14 protein-coding genes and 1 pseudogene are annotated in these 13,644 nt (G+C 63.5%); 5 read left to right on the top strand and 10 right to left on the bottom strand.

The annotated features are described in order from the left end of the window. Positions 1 to 7: 7 nt before the first annotated feature. From holB to mltG, 3 genes are read right to left on the bottom strand one after another with little or no spacing between them, the layout of a single operon-like run. Positions 8 to 1,063, bottom strand: coding sequence for a DNA polymerase III subunit delta' (holB, locus tag LK440_RS07445; RefSeq protein WP_005013843.1), 1,056 nt, complete (start codon positions 1,061 to 1,063; stop codon positions 8 to 10). After that, positions 1,060 to 1,683, bottom strand: coding sequence for a dTMP kinase (tmk, locus tag LK440_RS07440; protein WP_005013846.1), 624 nt, complete (start codon positions 1,681 to 1,683; stop codon positions 1,060 to 1,062). The genes holB and tmk overlap by 4 nt, the downstream gene beginning before the upstream one ends. After that, positions 1,683 to 2,699, bottom strand: coding sequence for an endolytic transglycosylase MltG (mltG, locus tag LK440_RS07435; RefSeq protein WP_005013849.1), 1,017 nt, complete (start codon positions 2,697 to 2,699; stop codon positions 1,683 to 1,685). Before mltG ends, tmk begins: the two co-directional genes overlap by 1 nt. Before the next feature lie 130 nt (positions 2,700 to 2,829). Here mltG and ygfZ point away from each other — a divergent pair, with 130 nt between their 5' ends. Continuing rightward, positions 2,830 to 3,804 carry a CAF17-like 4Fe-4S cluster assembly/insertion protein YgfZ gene (ygfZ, locus tag LK440_RS07430; RefSeq protein ID WP_005013851.1) on the top strand — a complete coding sequence of 325 codons (975 nt, stop codon included), beginning with the start codon at positions 2,830 to 2,832 and terminating at the stop codon, positions 3,802 to 3,804. A 22-nt stretch (positions 3,805 to 3,826) separates the two neighbouring features. Here ygfZ and LK440_RS07425 read toward each other — a convergent pair whose 3' ends face one another. Next, positions 3,827 to 4,693 (bottom strand): TauD/TfdA dioxygenase family protein, encoded by an 867-nt coding sequence (locus tag LK440_RS07425; RefSeq protein ID WP_005013853.1) that lies wholly within the window; start codon positions 4,691 to 4,693, stop codon positions 3,827 to 3,829. Positions 4,694 to 4,803: 110 nt separating this feature from the next. Here LK440_RS07425 and LK440_RS07420 point away from each other — a divergent pair, with 110 nt between their 5' ends. Both LK440_RS07420 and LK440_RS07415 read left to right on the top strand, forming a co-directional pair. Continuing rightward, positions 4,804 to 5,562 carry a LysR family transcriptional regulator gene (locus LK440_RS07420; protein ID WP_005013854.1) on the top strand — a complete coding sequence of 253 codons (759 nt, stop codon included), beginning with the start codon at positions 4,804 to 4,806 and terminating at the stop codon, positions 5,560 to 5,562. A gap of 48 nt (positions 5,563 to 5,610) precedes the next feature. After that, positions 5,611 to 6,831 carry an ISL3 family transposase gene (locus tag LK440_RS07415; protein WP_005011985.1) on the top strand — a complete coding sequence of 407 codons (1,221 nt, stop codon included), beginning with the start codon at positions 5,611 to 5,613 and terminating at the stop codon, positions 6,829 to 6,831. 218 nt (positions 6,832 to 7,049) lie between these two features. Here the strand turns inward: LK440_RS07415 and LK440_RS07410 are convergent, their stop codons facing one another. The 6 genes and pseudogenes from LK440_RS07410 to LK440_RS07385 form a co-directional block, all read right to left on the bottom strand. Next, complete coding sequence (locus LK440_RS07410; protein ID WP_005013859.1) at positions 7,050 to 7,739, bottom strand: VIT1/CCC1 transporter family protein; 690 nt, start codon at positions 7,737 to 7,739, stop codon at positions 7,050 to 7,052. 99 nt (positions 7,740 to 7,838) lie between these two features. After that, positions 7,839 to 8,729 (bottom strand): 3-hydroxyisobutyrate dehydrogenase, encoded by an 891-nt coding sequence (mmsB, locus tag LK440_RS07405; protein ID WP_017685965.1) that lies wholly within the window; start codon positions 8,727 to 8,729, stop codon positions 7,839 to 7,841. Between the two features lie 44 nt (positions 8,730 to 8,773). Beyond that, a complete protein-coding gene (locus LK440_RS07400) occupies positions 8,774 to 9,949 on the bottom strand; it encodes an enoyl-CoA hydratase/isomerase family protein (RefSeq protein ID WP_005013860.1) in 1,176 nt (391 codons plus the stop codon). Further along, a pseudogene (locus LK440_RS07395) lies at positions 9,946 to 11,100 on the bottom strand (acyl-CoA dehydrogenase family protein). Before LK440_RS07395 ends, LK440_RS07400 begins: the two are co-directional and overlap by 4 nt. A 177-nt stretch (positions 11,101 to 11,277) precedes the next feature. After that, positions 11,278 to 11,610, bottom strand: coding sequence for an RnfH family protein (locus LK440_RS07390; protein ID WP_005013867.1), 333 nt, complete (start codon positions 11,608 to 11,610; stop codon positions 11,278 to 11,280). Further along, the gene (locus tag LK440_RS07385) at positions 11,600 to 12,034 is read right to left on the bottom strand and encodes a type II toxin-antitoxin system RatA family toxin (RefSeq protein ID WP_005013870.1); all 435 of its coding nucleotides are present in this window, start codon (positions 12,032 to 12,034) and stop codon (positions 11,600 to 11,602) included. Before LK440_RS07385 ends, LK440_RS07390 begins: the two co-directional genes overlap by 11 nt. A gap of 65 nt (positions 12,035 to 12,099) precedes the next feature. Between LK440_RS07385 and smpB the strand changes: the two genes are divergently transcribed. After that, positions 12,100 to 12,561 (top strand): SsrA-binding protein SmpB, encoded by a 462-nt coding sequence (smpB, locus tag LK440_RS07380; RefSeq protein WP_005013871.1) that lies wholly within the window; start codon positions 12,100 to 12,102, stop codon positions 12,559 to 12,561. A gap of 98 nt (positions 12,562 to 12,659) precedes the next feature. Further along, positions 12,660 to 13,610, top strand: coding sequence for an IS481-like element IS481 family transposase (locus LK440_RS07375; protein ID WP_005013873.1), 951 nt, complete (start codon positions 12,660 to 12,662; stop codon positions 13,608 to 13,610). Positions 13,611 to 13,644: the final 34 nt, after the last annotated feature.

Genomic DNA, 13,644 nt, shown 5'->3' with positions numbered 1-13,644 from the left:
GCAAAACCTAGCTCTGGCAGGATAGCACCACACGCTGCAGGGCGGCATGGGCGAAGAGTTTGGCATTCAAGGGGTGCCCGGCCAGCCCACGCTGCCGGGTGAGCCAGCGGCCGGTTTCAGCCAATTGAGCCGGCTGCGCACGCGCGGCCACCGTGCCGACCGCCTGGGCCAGGCTGGGGAAATACCGCAAGGCTGCGCCATGCGCGGCCAGGCTCAAATCGGTAAAGAAGCGTTGCAGAGTATCCAGCCACTCGGCCGCAGTCAGCTTCTCCAGTGTCTCGGCCAGCGTCCCCACGTCGGTCGCGCGGCCCGCCGCCAGGCTTTCGACCAGACTGCGCAACCAGGCGGGCACCGGGCTGTCGGACTGCGCGGCCAGACGGCGCGCTGCCAAGGGCGCACCGCCCGCGGCAGCCAGCCAGTCTGCCGCGGGATCCACGCCCTGGGCCTGCAGCCAGGCCAACGCGGTGGCACCATCCGGCGTGGCCAGGGGCAGGCGGCGGCAACGCGACACCAACGTAGGCAACAACCGGTCGGGCGCATCGGCAACAATCAAAAACACCGTGTGGGCTGGTGGCTCCTCCAGCACCTTGAGCAAGGCATTGGCCGCCACCGTGTTCAGCGCCTGCGCCGGGTAGATGAGCGCCACGCGCCAGCCGCCCCGGTGGGTCGCGGTGTTGAACCACGACTCCAGCGCTCGGATCTGATCGATCCGGATCTCCTTGGAGGGTGCCTTCTTGCTGCCCGAAGCCGGGGCCGATTCACCACCGTCATCGGCGATATCGGCCGCTTCAGCGCCTTCTTCGACGGCCAGCGCGTCCGGGCGCACCCGGCGCAGATCGGGGTGATTGCCCGACGCCACCCAGGCACAGGCCGGGCAGGCCCCGCAAGCCAGGCCGTGCTGCGGCGCCTCGCACAGGAGGCTGGCTGCCGCAGCGGCCGCGAAATCCAGCTTGCCTATTCCTGCCGTACCGTGGATGAGCCAGGCATGGGCGAAGCGCTCGCGCTGGCCTAGCCAGGCGCGGGCCGTCTCCAGATGCCAAGGAGCGAATTGAGCCTGACTCATGTCAGATGACGCGCGACAAACTGCTGCAGATCCGCCTGCAGGGTCAGCCTGACGTCTTGCAGCGACTGGCTGGCATCGATGATATGGATACGCTGCGGCTCGGCGGCTGCGCGTGCATGGTAAGCCTGGCGCGTACGCTCGAAAAAAGCCTCCGCTTCCTGCTCGAATCGATCGAGCTGACGCTCGCCCGCCATGCGCGCGCGCGCCACGGACAACGGCACGTCGAACAGCCAGGTCAGATCCGGGCGCAAAGGCGGACGCAGCCACTGTTCAAGTTCGGCCACGCGCGCTGCACCCAGCTCGCGCCCGCCGCCCTGATAGGCGTAGGTGGCATCCGTGTAGCGGTCGCACACCACCCACGCGCCTCGCGCCAGCGCCGGTGCGATCACCTGCCGCAGGTGCTCGCTACGGGCCGCAAACATGATCAGCGTTTCGGTATCCAAACCCATGTCTTCGTTGAGCACCAACTCGCGCAGGCGCTCGCCCAGTGGCGTGCCTCCGGGCTCACGCGTGGCCACCACATCCAGGCCGCGCGCGCGCAGGGTGTCGACCAGCCAGCCGGTGTGAGTGCTTTTGCCGGCACCATCCACACCCTCCAGCGTGATGAAGCGTCCTGTCATCAGTTCTGCCCTTGTCCTAGGATGAAGCGGGATACATTGCGATTGTGTTCCGACAGATTGGCCGAAAACTCGCTCGTGCCATTGCCACGGGAGACAAAATAAAGAAATTTGTGTTTTTCCGGCTGAACCGCGGCGTCCAGCGCTGCGCGGCCGGCGGCCGCAATGGGCGTGGGCGGCAGCCCAGGCCGCGTATAGGTGTTCCAGGGGGTGTCAGTCTGCAGATCGCGCCGACGAATGCGGCCCTGATAGTTTTCACCCATGCCGTAGATCACCGTCGGGTCGGTCTGCAGCATCATGCCCAGGCGCAGCCGGTTGGCGAATACGCCTGAGATGCGCGCGCGCTCCGGCCCGTGGCCGGTTTCCTTCTCGACGATGGACGCCATGATCAACGCCTCATAGGGCGTGGCCATCGGCAGATCCGGATCCCGCTTGAGCCATGCCGAGGCCAGCACCCGCTGGCCCTCCTGATAGGCCCGGCGCAGAATATCGAAATCGGTACTGCCCGGCGTGAAAACGTAGGTGTCGGGAAAGAACATCCCCTCGGGATGCTTGATCTGCGCACCCAGCCGGTCCATCAATGCTTCGTCGCTGACGTCGCCCAGCGTCTGCTTGACGTCGGGATGCTCGCGCAACGCCGCACGAATCTGCCGGAAGGTCCAGCCTTCCAGGAAGGTCACCTGGCGCTGGGACATATCGCCACGAGCCAATCGCTCCAGCAGCAGCCAGGGGGTATCGCCGCTGATGGCCTGATACCCGCCGGCCTTGATCTGCTTGTCGCGCTCGGACAGCCGCGCCATCCAGACAAACCCCGGCTCCCAGACCGGCACGCCCGCCGCGTTCAACGCACGCGCGATCGCGCGTGGCGTAGCACCAGGATCGACAACGAAGTCCACCCGGTCTGCCGCCAGCCGCATGGGCTGGTTCATCCAGTACCAGGCGCCGGCCACCGTCGCACCGACGGCCAGCGTCACTACCAGCAGAACCAGCAAAAAATAAAAACCAAAGCGTTTTTTCATAAGAGTGCGCAGTTTAAAGGATCGTGGCCTGCCTCGCCGCCGGTCGGGCTCATGGTCATGGTGCATCGGGCACCCGCACACGGGTATCATGAGGCGTTTGCACAACCCGCTCGCCACGCCAGCCTCAGTCATGCACCCACTGACCGATTCGATCGCCCTCCGCCCCGAAGGTTCGCCGCTTTTCACCCCCTTGCCAAGCTTGCGCGTACTGACTGCTGCCGGCGCGGATGCCCTGAACTTTCTGCACGGGCAATTAACCCAGGATGTCACCGGTTTGCCGGCCGACGGCGCCCGCTTTGCCGGGTATTGCACGGCCAAAGGCCGGCTGCTGGCCACGCTGGTCCTGTGGCGCGATGGCCCGGAGTCCCTGCAAGCCCTCGTGCGCGCCGATCTGGCCGAGGCGCTGGCCAAGCGCTTGTCGATGTTCGTGTTACGCGCAAAGGTCAAGATCAGCCTGACCGAACGCGCCATCGCTGGGGTGAGCGCCAACCCCTCGGACCTGGACGCGCTGTCGCAGGCCGCCGGCGGCGCACTGCCCACCGTGGCCTGGGCGCGTGCCGAGTTGCCCAGCGGCACCTGGATCACCGCCCCTGGCACGGGTCTGCGTTGGTGGTGGGTGGCTGATGCCGATCAGATCCAGCACCACGGCTCGGCCCTGGCAGCCGTGCTGGGTCTGGCCGACGAGGATAGCTGGCGCGCCGCCGATCTGGCCGCCGGCCTGCCCTGGATTGCCGCGGCAACGCAGGACCTCTTCATTCCGCAGACCGTCAACCTCGAACTGATCGGCGGAGTCAGCTTTACCAAAGGCTGTTACCCCGGACAGGAAGTAGTAGCGCGCAGCCACTATCGCGGCACGGTCAAACGCCGCATGGCATGCGGCGTGACGGCGCTGCCCGTGCCCGCGCCCGGCGTGGACATCTATGACGCGGCCGAGCCGGGCGAGCCGGTAGGGCGCGTCGTCGACGCTGCCCGAGCCGGTGATGCCGCCAGCCTGCTTTTCGAAACCACGCTGGCGGCCCTGCCCGGCAATCAGCTACGCCTGGGCGCGCCGGATGGCCCGGCCATCGCTCTGACCGAGCTGCCCTACTCCATTCAGCCGCAATGAACCGATAGCGTCCCGGCACGCCCTAAGCAATAGCCGGATCCTTGACCGTGGTGCGATGCATGTAGCGATCGCCGTGAGCTTTGTAATTGGCAACGGCGTAATGCAGATTGCATCGATTATCCCACATAACAAGGTCATGCAGATGCCAGGTGTGGCGATACACATTCTCGGAGCTGATCGCGTGCTCGAACAACATTTCCAAAATGGCCGCGCTCTCTGAGGCACCCATGCCGATGATGTGTGATGTAAAGCCGGGATTAACGAAAAGCGCTTTGCGGCCGCTTTGCGGATGTACTTTCACCACCGGATGGACTGCTCTCTTGGCGGCCGCTTCATCCAGCCGGCCGGCAAACTCTTTGGCATAGCTGGTTCGCATGACCGCCGCTGCGAGGCTGTGCTCGGCTTGCAGGCCCTCAAGCATCTGTCTAATGGGAGCCGACAGGCTCTCGAAAGCACGGTACATATCGCAGAACATCGTGTCACCGCCGACTGAAGGAATCTCCAGGGCATAGAGCAGCCAGCCCCGCGGCGGATTGGCTTGCCAGGACGCATCCGAGTGCCAATACGTGCCGGCGTCCTCCCTGCCTGCCGGTTTTCCATCGATCTTTTTGTTCGACACCCGAAAGATTGCCGGATGCCCGGGTAGATAGTAATGCGCCAGGGCCTGATTATTGGTGGCGCCCCCGACATAGACTTCGCCAAAATTGGCCGAGAAAGCAACGTGCTGTTCCGGGCTAAGTTGTTGGTTCCGGAATACCAACACACCGTTGGCATCTAGCCAAGCCTGACGGATGGCGCGCGCGTCGGCCGCATCCAGCGGTTCAGAAAGATTGACTCCCTCGGCGGCCAAGCCAAAACCGGGGGACAGGGGTCGGAAGCTGACGCTCATGATTACACCTCGTGAAATGTGAGCCGTCAGTGTGTTTTACTGGAAACGACACGTCTAATTGATTAAATTTCGTTTTTCATTAATTTATATTTTGATCAATCCAAATTGTCATGGAATTACGCGACCTGCGTTACTTCGAAGTCATCGCCGAACTCGGTAACGTGGGCCATGCCGCGCAAATGCTGCACCGGACGCAGCCGGCGCTCAGCAGCAGTATCCGCCGCCTGGAGGCCAGCTGCGGCAACGCCTTGTTCGAACGCTCCGGACGCGGGCTGCGGCTCACTCCGGCTGGCGAAGTATTGCTGCGCTGGGCAAAGCGCCTGAAACACGACGTTCAGGATGCCAAGCGCGAGATGACCGATCTCGGTCAGGGCATCAGGGGACATGTCAGGCTGGGCATCGTGCCCACTGCCGCCCAATTCATCCTGCCGGCGGCCGTCAAGCAGTTGCTACGCACGTCGCCAGGCGTCACGCTCTCGACCGTGGTGGGTGTGCGCGACGAGCTGACGGTGCTGCTGAGTGCCGGAGAAATCGATCTGATGGTCATCTCGGAGCACAGCGCGCAGGCCGGCTTCGTATCGGAGCCCTTGCATAGCGACCACGTTGTAGTGGTGGCTTGTGCAAACCATCCGCTGTTGCAACAAGCAAAGCTCACGCTCAAGGATATGACCCACTACGACTGGGTGTTGCAGCAACCAGGCTCACCCACGCGAGCCTGGATAGACCAAACCTTCGACAGTCACAATCTGCCCAGGCCGCGCGTGCGCCTCGAGACAACCATGTTGCTCATGCTGCCTGCGCTGATCGCCGCCACCGATTGGTTGGGCTTTTTTTCGGTTCATCGCGGAATAGCGTGGAGCCGTGCTTGATTGCCGTTACGCTTGATCCTTGATTTTTCAAGGATCAAGGCCGGGATCATGCTGGACCGCAAGACGATCGAGAGGTTGGGTGGGTGGGAAGGTTATCGGGTGGAGCGGGTCGTGTGGCCTGAAGGTGAGAGCCGGACGGTCACGATTTACCTGAAGCCTTCAGCGCGAACGATGCACTGCGAGCACTGCGGCAACCGATGTCGGCAGGTGCATGAGACGACCACGCGCCGGGTGCGGGATCTGCCGCTAATGGCGCTGCGAGTGACGCTGGTAGTGCCGCGTCGGCGGGTCTGGTGCGAGCAGTGCGGTGGACCGCATCTGGAGAGGCTGAGCTGGCTGGGCCGTTACCAGCGAGTGACCGACCGGCTGGCCGAGGCGGTCAGCCAGTTGCTTGAGTCCAGCAACATTCTGGCCGTGGCGCGCTTCTTCCAACTGGGTTGGCACACGGTCAAGGCGCTGGACAAGGCCCTGCTGCGACGGGCGATCCAAGAGCCGGACTGGAGCCAGATCCACTACCTAGCGATGGACGAGTTCGCTCTACACAAGGGCCATCGTTATGCCACGGTCGTTGTCGATCCGATCCGCCGTCAGGTGCTATGGATCGGTGATGGCCGCTCGCGCGAGACGGCCAGAGCCTTCTTCGAACAACTGCCAACTGGGGTTGCCCAGCAGATCCGGGCCGTAGCGATCGACATGACGACGGCCTATGAGCTGGAGATCCAGGCCAACTGCCCCAACGCCGAGATCGTCTACGACCTGTTCCACGTCGTGGCCAAGTACGGCCGTGAAGTGATAGACCGGGTGCGTGTAGACCAAGCGAACCAGTTGCGGCACGACAAGCCGGCCCGCCGGGTGATCAAGTCCAGTCGCTGGCTACTGCTGCGCAATCGCAAAAACCTCGATCCGTGCCAATCGGTAAAGTTGGACGAGTTGCTCCAGGCCAACCAGCCCTTGCTCACCGCTTATCTGATGCGCGATGAGCTCAAACAGCTGTGGTTCTACCAACACCCCGGCTACGCCCGCCAGGCATGGGATCACTGGCTGCAACAGGCTCAGGGCAGCGGCATCGCCGCCTTGGCTCACTTCGCGCTCAAGCTAAAAGCCTATCTGCACGGGATTCTGTCTCGCTGTCGCCACCGGCTCAACACCAGCATCGTCGAGGGCATCAACAACACCATCAAAGTCATCAAGCGCCGCGCCTACGGCTACCGCGATCAGGAGTACTTCTTCCTCAAGATCCGGTCTGCATTCCCCGGTATTCCTCGATGAACCTTTTTTTCACGCCATCACCTTAGCCAGCCACTCATTAAAGACGTGTTGCGCGAAGTACCGCTGACTCAGACGACCATGCATCGGCAACTGGTCGTCACGTACCGCGAAGGCGCCTACATCGCGCCGGCCGCCGCCCTGCTCGTTGAATGCCTGCGCGGGGAGCAGGCCGTCGCCGCCTCAAAACCGGGTTCTCGATAGCGCTGCCCGCGCCGACCTCAGACCGCGACGTTGAACAACGCTCCCACGCCTGCGGTCAGTGCCATGGCGGCCGCGCCCAACAGGGTCACTCGTAACGCGGCCCGCCAGATGGGCGCCCCCCCGGCGCGCGCGGCAATCGCCCCCAGCACGCCCAATCCCAGGATCGACGCTACCGAGACCGCTGGAATCACCAGGCCAGCCGACGCGGCCATCGCCACGGCCAGCGGCAACGCCGCGCCGCTGGCAAACGCCCCGGCCGAGGCCAGGGCGGCCTGCACGGGCTTGGCGCGGTTGTAGATCGAAATCCCCAGTTCGTCGCGAGCGTGCGCATCCAGCGCGTTGTGCCGCGTCAATTGCTCCGCTACGGCGCGGGCGATTTCCGGAGCCACATCGCGCTCGACGTAAATCCCCGTGAGTTCTTCGAGTTCCTGCGCCGAGTTCACGCGCAACGCACGTTGCTCGATGCGAAGGTCTGCCGCCTCGATATCGGCCTGCGAATGCACCGAAACATATTCGCCGGCCGCCATGGATAGAGCGCCGGCCACCAGCGCGGCCATGCCCGAAGTAAGAATGACCTGATCAGAAGCCTGCGCGGCGGCGACCCCGATGATCAGGCTGGCCGTCGAGACCATGCCATCGTTGGCGCCCAGCACGGCGGCGCGCAGCCAGTTGGCACGAAAAATACGGTGATGTTCGGCGGCGGGCATGCGGACTCCAGGCTCTGGGCAACGCGAGTATAGGCTCTCCAGCAGGTGCCACTGGCCAAGCGCTGCGGCCTGGTAGCTGCATGACCGCTGCCGCCGTCCTCACTCGCGTTCGTTGGCAAACAGATTGACGATGCTGGAGAAGTCCAGCCGACCGCTGCCCCCATTGCTGTGCAGACTGTACAGATTGCGCGCCAATTCGCCCAGGGGAATGGAAGAGCGCGACCCCAGGGCTGACTCGGCTGCCAGTCTCAGATCCTTGAGCATCAGATCCACCCCGAAGTCGCCGGCATACCCCTTGGAGGCCGGGGCGTGCTCCATGACGCCGGGCCAGGGGTTATACAGCTCGGTCGCCCAATTGCGGCCGGAACTCTTGGCGATAATGTCGGACAGCACTTTGGGATCAAGGCCGTTGGCCACGCCCAGCGCCAGCGCCTCCGAGGTGCCGGCCATCAGAATGCCCAGGAGCATGTTGTTGCAGATCTTGGCGACCTGACCCGCACCCGCATCGCCCGCATGAAAAATATTTTTGCCCATTTTCTCGAGCACGGGGCGCGCACGCTCCAGCACAGCAACCGCGCCGCCCACGATAAAGGTCAAGGACCCCGCCACGGCGCCCCCCGTGCCACCCGAGACCGGCGCATCGATCATCTCCAACCCACGAGCCGAGGCGGCGGCAGCGACCTTGCGCGAAGACTCCGGTGCGATCGTGCTGCAGTCGATGACCAGCGCGCCGGCCTCGATCTTGCCCAAGAGGTCGCTGCCCAGGTAGAGCCCTTCGACGTGCTTGCTGGCCGGCAACATGGTGATGACGATCTCGGCGCCAGTGACGGCCGCATCAGCACTGGTTGCGGCGCTCGCACCCGCCGCCGTCAATGTGCCCACGGCCTCGGCAACCAGGTCGTAGACCACGACTTGATGCCCTGCCTTGACCAGATTCAGCGCCATGGGCGCGCCCATATTGCCCAGACCGATAAATGCAATACTGCTCATGATGCCTGTCTCCTGCCTGTGGTTTCTTTGTTTTGAAGGGGGGCTCACGCGAAGCGTGGCCCCAGATCGGCCAGTGGATGCGGGACACCCTCGGGCCAGGACTCAGTAAAAAACTGCTGCACCCAGGCCTCATCGGCCTGCACCAGCGAGGCCGGCCGCCACTGGGGCTGCTTGTCCTTGTCGATCAGCAGCGCGCGTATGCCCTCTTGAAAATCACCTTCGGCCACGCAGGCCAATGCCGCCACATACTCGGCGCGGAACACATCCTCCAGTGAACGCAGGCGCATACGCTGCAACAGCGTGAAAGCCAGGCGCGCCGACCCCGGCGCACCGGCCAGCATGGTCTTGGCCGCGCGCGTCATCCACGGATCCGCGTGATCTTTCAGGCGGGCAATGTCTTCGTAGATCTCGTCCAGACGATTGCTGCCGCACACACTGTTGATCTGGAACGCGTGCTGGCGCAGCGGCCCGGGCTCCAACGGCGCTGCGGGCTCGTGCGCCATCAATGACTGGCGCAGCAGTCCATCATTGATAGACCGCGGCGCCACGTTTGCGCTGCCGTGCCCGTCTGGCTGGGTCGCCCACGGCTGGTGCAGCAGCGCTTCGCAAAATGCCGGCCAAACGCTTGAATCGAGCCGAAAATCCGCCATGCCCGCGTAAATCGCATCCGAGGCATTCAGGTTGGCACCCGTCAAGGCCAGAAACAGGCCTGCGCGGCCGGGCATGCGATTGAGCAGCCAGGTACCGCCTACGTCCGGAAACAATCCAATGGTGCTCTCCGGCATGGCCACGCGCGACGTCTCGCTGACCACCCGGTGACTGGCGCCCATCATCAACCCCACCCCGCCGCCCATCACAATGCCGTGCCCCCAGCACAGAATGGGCTTGGGATAGGTATGAATGCGAAAATCCAAGCGGTACTCACGCTCGAAGAAATCGCGCGCATGGGTATTGGCCCAGGGGCCCTGCCCCTTGTGTTCGAGCATGCTGGCATACAGGCCGTGCAGATCTCCACCGGCACAAAAGGCCTTTTCGCCCGCGCCCTGCAGAATCACCATGGCCACCGCCGGATCCCGGGCCCAGGCGCGCAACTGTGCATCCAGCAGATCGACCATCTCCAGCGACAGGCCATTGAGCGTCTGAGGCGCATTAAGCGTGGCAACGCCCAACCGCGCCCCATTGTCGGCGACCCGCTCGTCAAACAGCACCACATTGCTCATCGAATATCCACTCCCTTGTCCAGCAACTGACGGGCCACGATCACACGCATGATCTCGTTGGTGCCCTCCAGTATCTGATGCACACGAGTATCGCGCACCAGGCGTTCCAGAGGATAGTCCCGCAGATACCCATATCCGCCATGAATCTGCTGCGCGTCCAGACAGATCTGGAACCCCATGTCGGTCGCAAAGCGCTTGGCCATGGCGCAATAGGTCCCCGCATCGGCCGACCCACTGTCGAGCTTGCAGGCGGCCAGACGCACCATCTGCCTGGCTGCCACCAGGTGGGTAGCCATATCCGCAAGCTTGAACTGCAAGGCCTGGAACTCCGCCAACTTGCGATTGAACTGCCGCCTTTCGTCCATATAACGACGCGCCGCATCCAGCGCGCCTTGCGCTGCGCCCACCGAGCAGGTCCCGATATTGATGCGCCCGCCATCGAGCCCCTTCATGGCGATCTTGAAGCCCTCGCCCTCGGCACCGAGCAGGTAATGTGCCGGCACCCGCACGTTTTCGAAGGTGATGGGCCGTGTGGACTGACTGTTCCAGCCCATTTTTGCTTCCTTGCGGCCGTAGCTGATGCCGGCGGCGTCGGCCGGCACCGCAAACGCCAAAACGCCGCCCGGCCCGGCCCCGCCCGTGCGCGCCATGACCACCAGCAAATCGGTATCGCCGCCGCCGGAGATAAAGGCCTTGGCGCCGTTGATCAGAAAATCGCCACCATGACGTTCGGCCCGCGTGACCAGGGAAGCGGCATCCGAGCCCGCATTGGGTTCGGTCAGGCAATAGGAAGCCAGTTTCTGCCCACTGGCCAACGGCTCCCCTCATTCCTGGCGCAGGTCATCAGTACCCCACTTCCCCACCATCCAGGTGGCCATATTGTGAATCGTGAGAAAGGCCGTCGTGGAGGGATCCACCGCGGCCATTTCTTCGAAGACGAGCGTGGCGTCGAGCCGGGGCAGGCCCAGGCCGCCTATGTCTTCACTGGCGTAGATCGCACAAAAGCCCAGGGCGCCGGCGCGGGCGAAGGCCTCGCGCGGAAAGATGCCCTCGGCATCCCAATGCGCCGCATGTGGCGCGAGTTCACCCTGCGCATAGTCCCGCGCGGCCTGGGCAAAGGCGCGCTGCTCCTCGGTGAGTTCAAGGTCCACCGCTGTCTCCTCAAATGGGTATGGTCCATCTCTGAGCGCACCAGTCTGACAACCCGTGCGCCGTCATTTGTGCATGACGTTAACGTAAACGTAAATCACAGGCAAGACATGCCAGGCGGCAGACAACGCGGAGAAAGCGGGAAGAAACCGCCGGCCAGGCGCGGCGTTACGGCAGGGCTAGAGCAGGCCGGCTGGCCGCTGGCGCTCGCCGGCCTTACTGACTCGTGCGCGACGATGCTCGGCGCGGCGCCGGCGCGACTCTTTGGGATCGAAGGTCAGCGCCCGGTAGATTTCCACTCTGTCGCCAGGATGTAGCCGCGTATGGGCCTCGGCGCGCTGGCCATATATCCCCAAGCCCTGCTGCCAGGGGTCGATGTCGGGAAAGGCCTGGCCAAACCCGCTCGCCATCAACGCCTCGCCTACGGTGGCGCCGGCCGGTAGCGTCAACTCGCGCATCCAGACACCGCTGGCCTGCGCATGGCAGACCGTCACGCGCAGCTCATTCGCCATAGACCTGCTGCGCCCGCTTGGTGAACGATTCGATGAAACTGGTGGCGATGCGATTGAACACCGGCCCGACGACCATCTCCAGCGCACGATTGGAAAAGGCGTACTCCAGGGTGAACAATACCTTGCAGGCGTCCTCGGCCAGCGGTTGGAAGACCCAATGGCCCACCAGACTGGAAAAAGGCCCATCAACCAGCTCAAGATCGATGCGGTTCGGGTAGTCGTGGGTGTTCCGCGTGGTAAAACGCTGCTTCATCCCGGCAAAGCTGATCAATACGGAAGCCTGCATGCCGTGCTCGCTGCGCGACTGCACCTCGGTGCCGCCGCACCAAGGCATGAATTCAGGGTACTTTTCCACGGCGGCAACCAGGTCGAACATCTGGGCCGCGCTGTAGGGAACCAGGACGGAGCGTTGTACTTTGTGCATCGCCTATCGCAAATCGCTAGAATGATCAGATTTTACCGGCATTGCGCGCCCCATTCATTGCGTCTATGAGCATTATTGATAATCGCAAGGCCACGCACGACTATTTCATCGAAGACCGATACGAGGCCGGCATCGTGCTACAGGGCTGGGAGGTCAAGGCCATTCGTGCCGGCCGCGTCCAGCTCAAGGAGAGTTACGTCATCGTCCGCGATGGCGAACTTTACCTGCTCGGCATGCATGTCAGCCCGCTGGCCACGGCTTCGACCCACATTCACCCCGATGCCGTGCGCACGCGCAAGCTGCTGCTCAAGGCCGAGGAGATTCACAAACTGATCGGCAAAGTCGAGCAGCGCGGCTTTACGCTCGTGCCGTTGAACCTGCATTACAAGAACGGCCGCATCAAGCTGGACTTCGCTCTGGGCCGCGGCAAAAAGCTCTACGACAAACGCGATACGGCGCGCGAGAAAGACTGGGAGCGTGAGCGGGAGCGTGTCATGAAGCACGATACGCGCCGCCGCGACGACTAGGTGTGAAGATTCAATAGGTTGTATGCATGGTTCATCCGAACCGGATTTGAGAAACTGGAAATCGCCAACCCCCCAGTTCACTCAAGGAGCCCGGCCGGATGAACACCCATAAGCATGCCCGATTGACCTTCCTACGTCGCCTCGAAATGGTCCAGCAATTGATCGCCCATCAAGTTTGTGTGCCTGAAGCGGCCCGCGCCTATGGGGTCACCGCGCCGACTGTGCGCAAATGGCTGGGCCGCTTCCTGGCTCAGGGCCAGGCGGGCTTGGCCGATGCGTCCTCGCGCCCGACGGTCTCGCCCCGAGCGATTGCGCCGGCCAAGGCGCTGGCTATCGTGGAGCTGCGCCGCAAGCGGCTGACCCAAGCGCGCATCGCCCAGGCGCTGGGCGTGTCAGCCAGCACCGTCAGCCGCGTCCTGGCCCGCGCCGGTCTGTCGCACCTGGCCGACCTGGAGCCGGCCGAGCCGGTGGTGCGCTACGAGCATCAGGCCCCCGGCGATCTGCTGCACATCGACATCAAGAAGCTGGGACGTATCCAGCGCCCTGGCCACCGGGTCACGGGCAACCGACGCGATACCGTTGAGGGGGCCGGCTGGGACTTCGTCTTCGTGGCCATCGATGACCACGCCCGCGTGGCCTTCACCGACATCCACCCCGACGAGCACTTCCCCAGCGCCGTCCAGTTCCTCAAGGACGCAGTGGCCTACTACCAGCGCCTGGGCGTGACCATCCAGCGCTTGCTCACCGACAATGGCTCGGCCTTTCGCAGCCGCGCCTTCGCCGCGCTGTGCCATGAGCTGGGCATCAAGCACCGCTTTACCCGACCTTACCGCCCACAGACCAATGGCAAGGCCGAACGCTTCATCCAGTCGGCCTTGCGTGAGTGGGCTTACGCTCACACCTACCAGAACTCCCAACACCGAGCCGATGCCATGAAATCCTGGCTACACCACTACAACTGGCATCGACCCCACCAAGGCATCGGGCGCGCTGTACCCATCTCCAGACTCAACCTGGACGAATACAACCTATTGACAGTTCACAGCTAGCTGTGAAGATTCAATAGGTTGTATGCATGGTTCA

Origin of the sequence: Bordetella holmesii, from assembly GCF_020735985.1 — a bacterium.
GTDB lineage: Bacteria > Pseudomonadota > Gammaproteobacteria > Burkholderiales > Burkholderiaceae_B > Bordetella > Bordetella holmesii.
Note: the sequence above shows the minus strand (reverse complement) of the source record. Positions and strands in the feature narration are given on the sequence as shown.

Excerpts from the sequence above, each read along its gene's own strand:
- LK440_RS07375 (WP_005013873.1), top strand. The coding sequence starts at position 12,660 with ATGAACACCCATAAGCATGCCCGATTGACCTTCCTACGTCGCCTCGAA.
- LK440_RS07385 (WP_005013870.1), bottom strand. The coding sequence starts at position 12,034 with ATGCACAAAGTACAACGCTCCGTCCTGGTTCCCTACAGCGCGGCCCAG.
- mltG (WP_005013849.1), bottom strand. The coding sequence starts at position 2,699 with ATGAAAAAACGCTTTGGTTTTTATTTTTTGCTGGTTCTGCTGGTAGTG.
- LK440_RS07415 (WP_005011985.1), top strand. The coding sequence starts at position 5,611 with ATGCTGGACCGCAAGACGATCGAGAGGTTGGGTGGGTGGGAAGGTTAT.
- smpB (WP_005013871.1), top strand. The coding sequence starts at position 12,100 with ATGAGCATTATTGATAATCGCAAGGCCACGCACGACTATTTCATCGAA.
- LK440_RS07420 (WP_005013854.1), top strand. The coding sequence starts at position 4,804 with ATGGAATTACGCGACCTGCGTTACTTCGAAGTCATCGCCGAACTCGGT.
- LK440_RS07410 (WP_005013859.1), bottom strand. The coding sequence starts at position 7,739 with ATGCCCGCCGCCGAACATCACCGTATTTTTCGTGCCAACTGGCTGCGC.
- mmsB (WP_017685965.1), bottom strand. The coding sequence starts at position 8,729 with ATGAGCAGTATTGCATTTATCGGTCTGGGCAATATGGGCGCGCCCATG.
- LK440_RS07425 (WP_005013853.1), bottom strand. The coding sequence starts at position 4,693 with ATGAGCGTCAGCTTCCGACCCCTGTCCCCCGGTTTTGGCTTGGCCGCC.
- holB (WP_005013843.1), bottom strand. The coding sequence starts at position 1,063 with ATGAGTCAGGCTCAATTCGCTCCTTGGCATCTGGAGACGGCCCGCGCC.
- tmk (WP_005013846.1), bottom strand. The coding sequence starts at position 1,683 with ATGACAGGACGCTTCATCACGCTGGAGGGTGTGGATGGTGCCGGCAAA.
- LK440_RS07390 (WP_005013867.1), bottom strand. The coding sequence starts at position 11,610 with ATGGCGAATGAGCTGCGCGTGACGGTCTGCCATGCGCAGGCCAGCGGT.
- ygfZ (WP_005013851.1), top strand. The coding sequence starts at position 2,830 with ATGCACCCACTGACCGATTCGATCGCCCTCCGCCCCGAAGGTTCGCCG.
- LK440_RS07400 (WP_005013860.1), bottom strand. The coding sequence starts at position 9,949 with ATGAGCAATGTGGTGCTGTTTGACGAGCGGGTCGCCGACAATGGGGCG.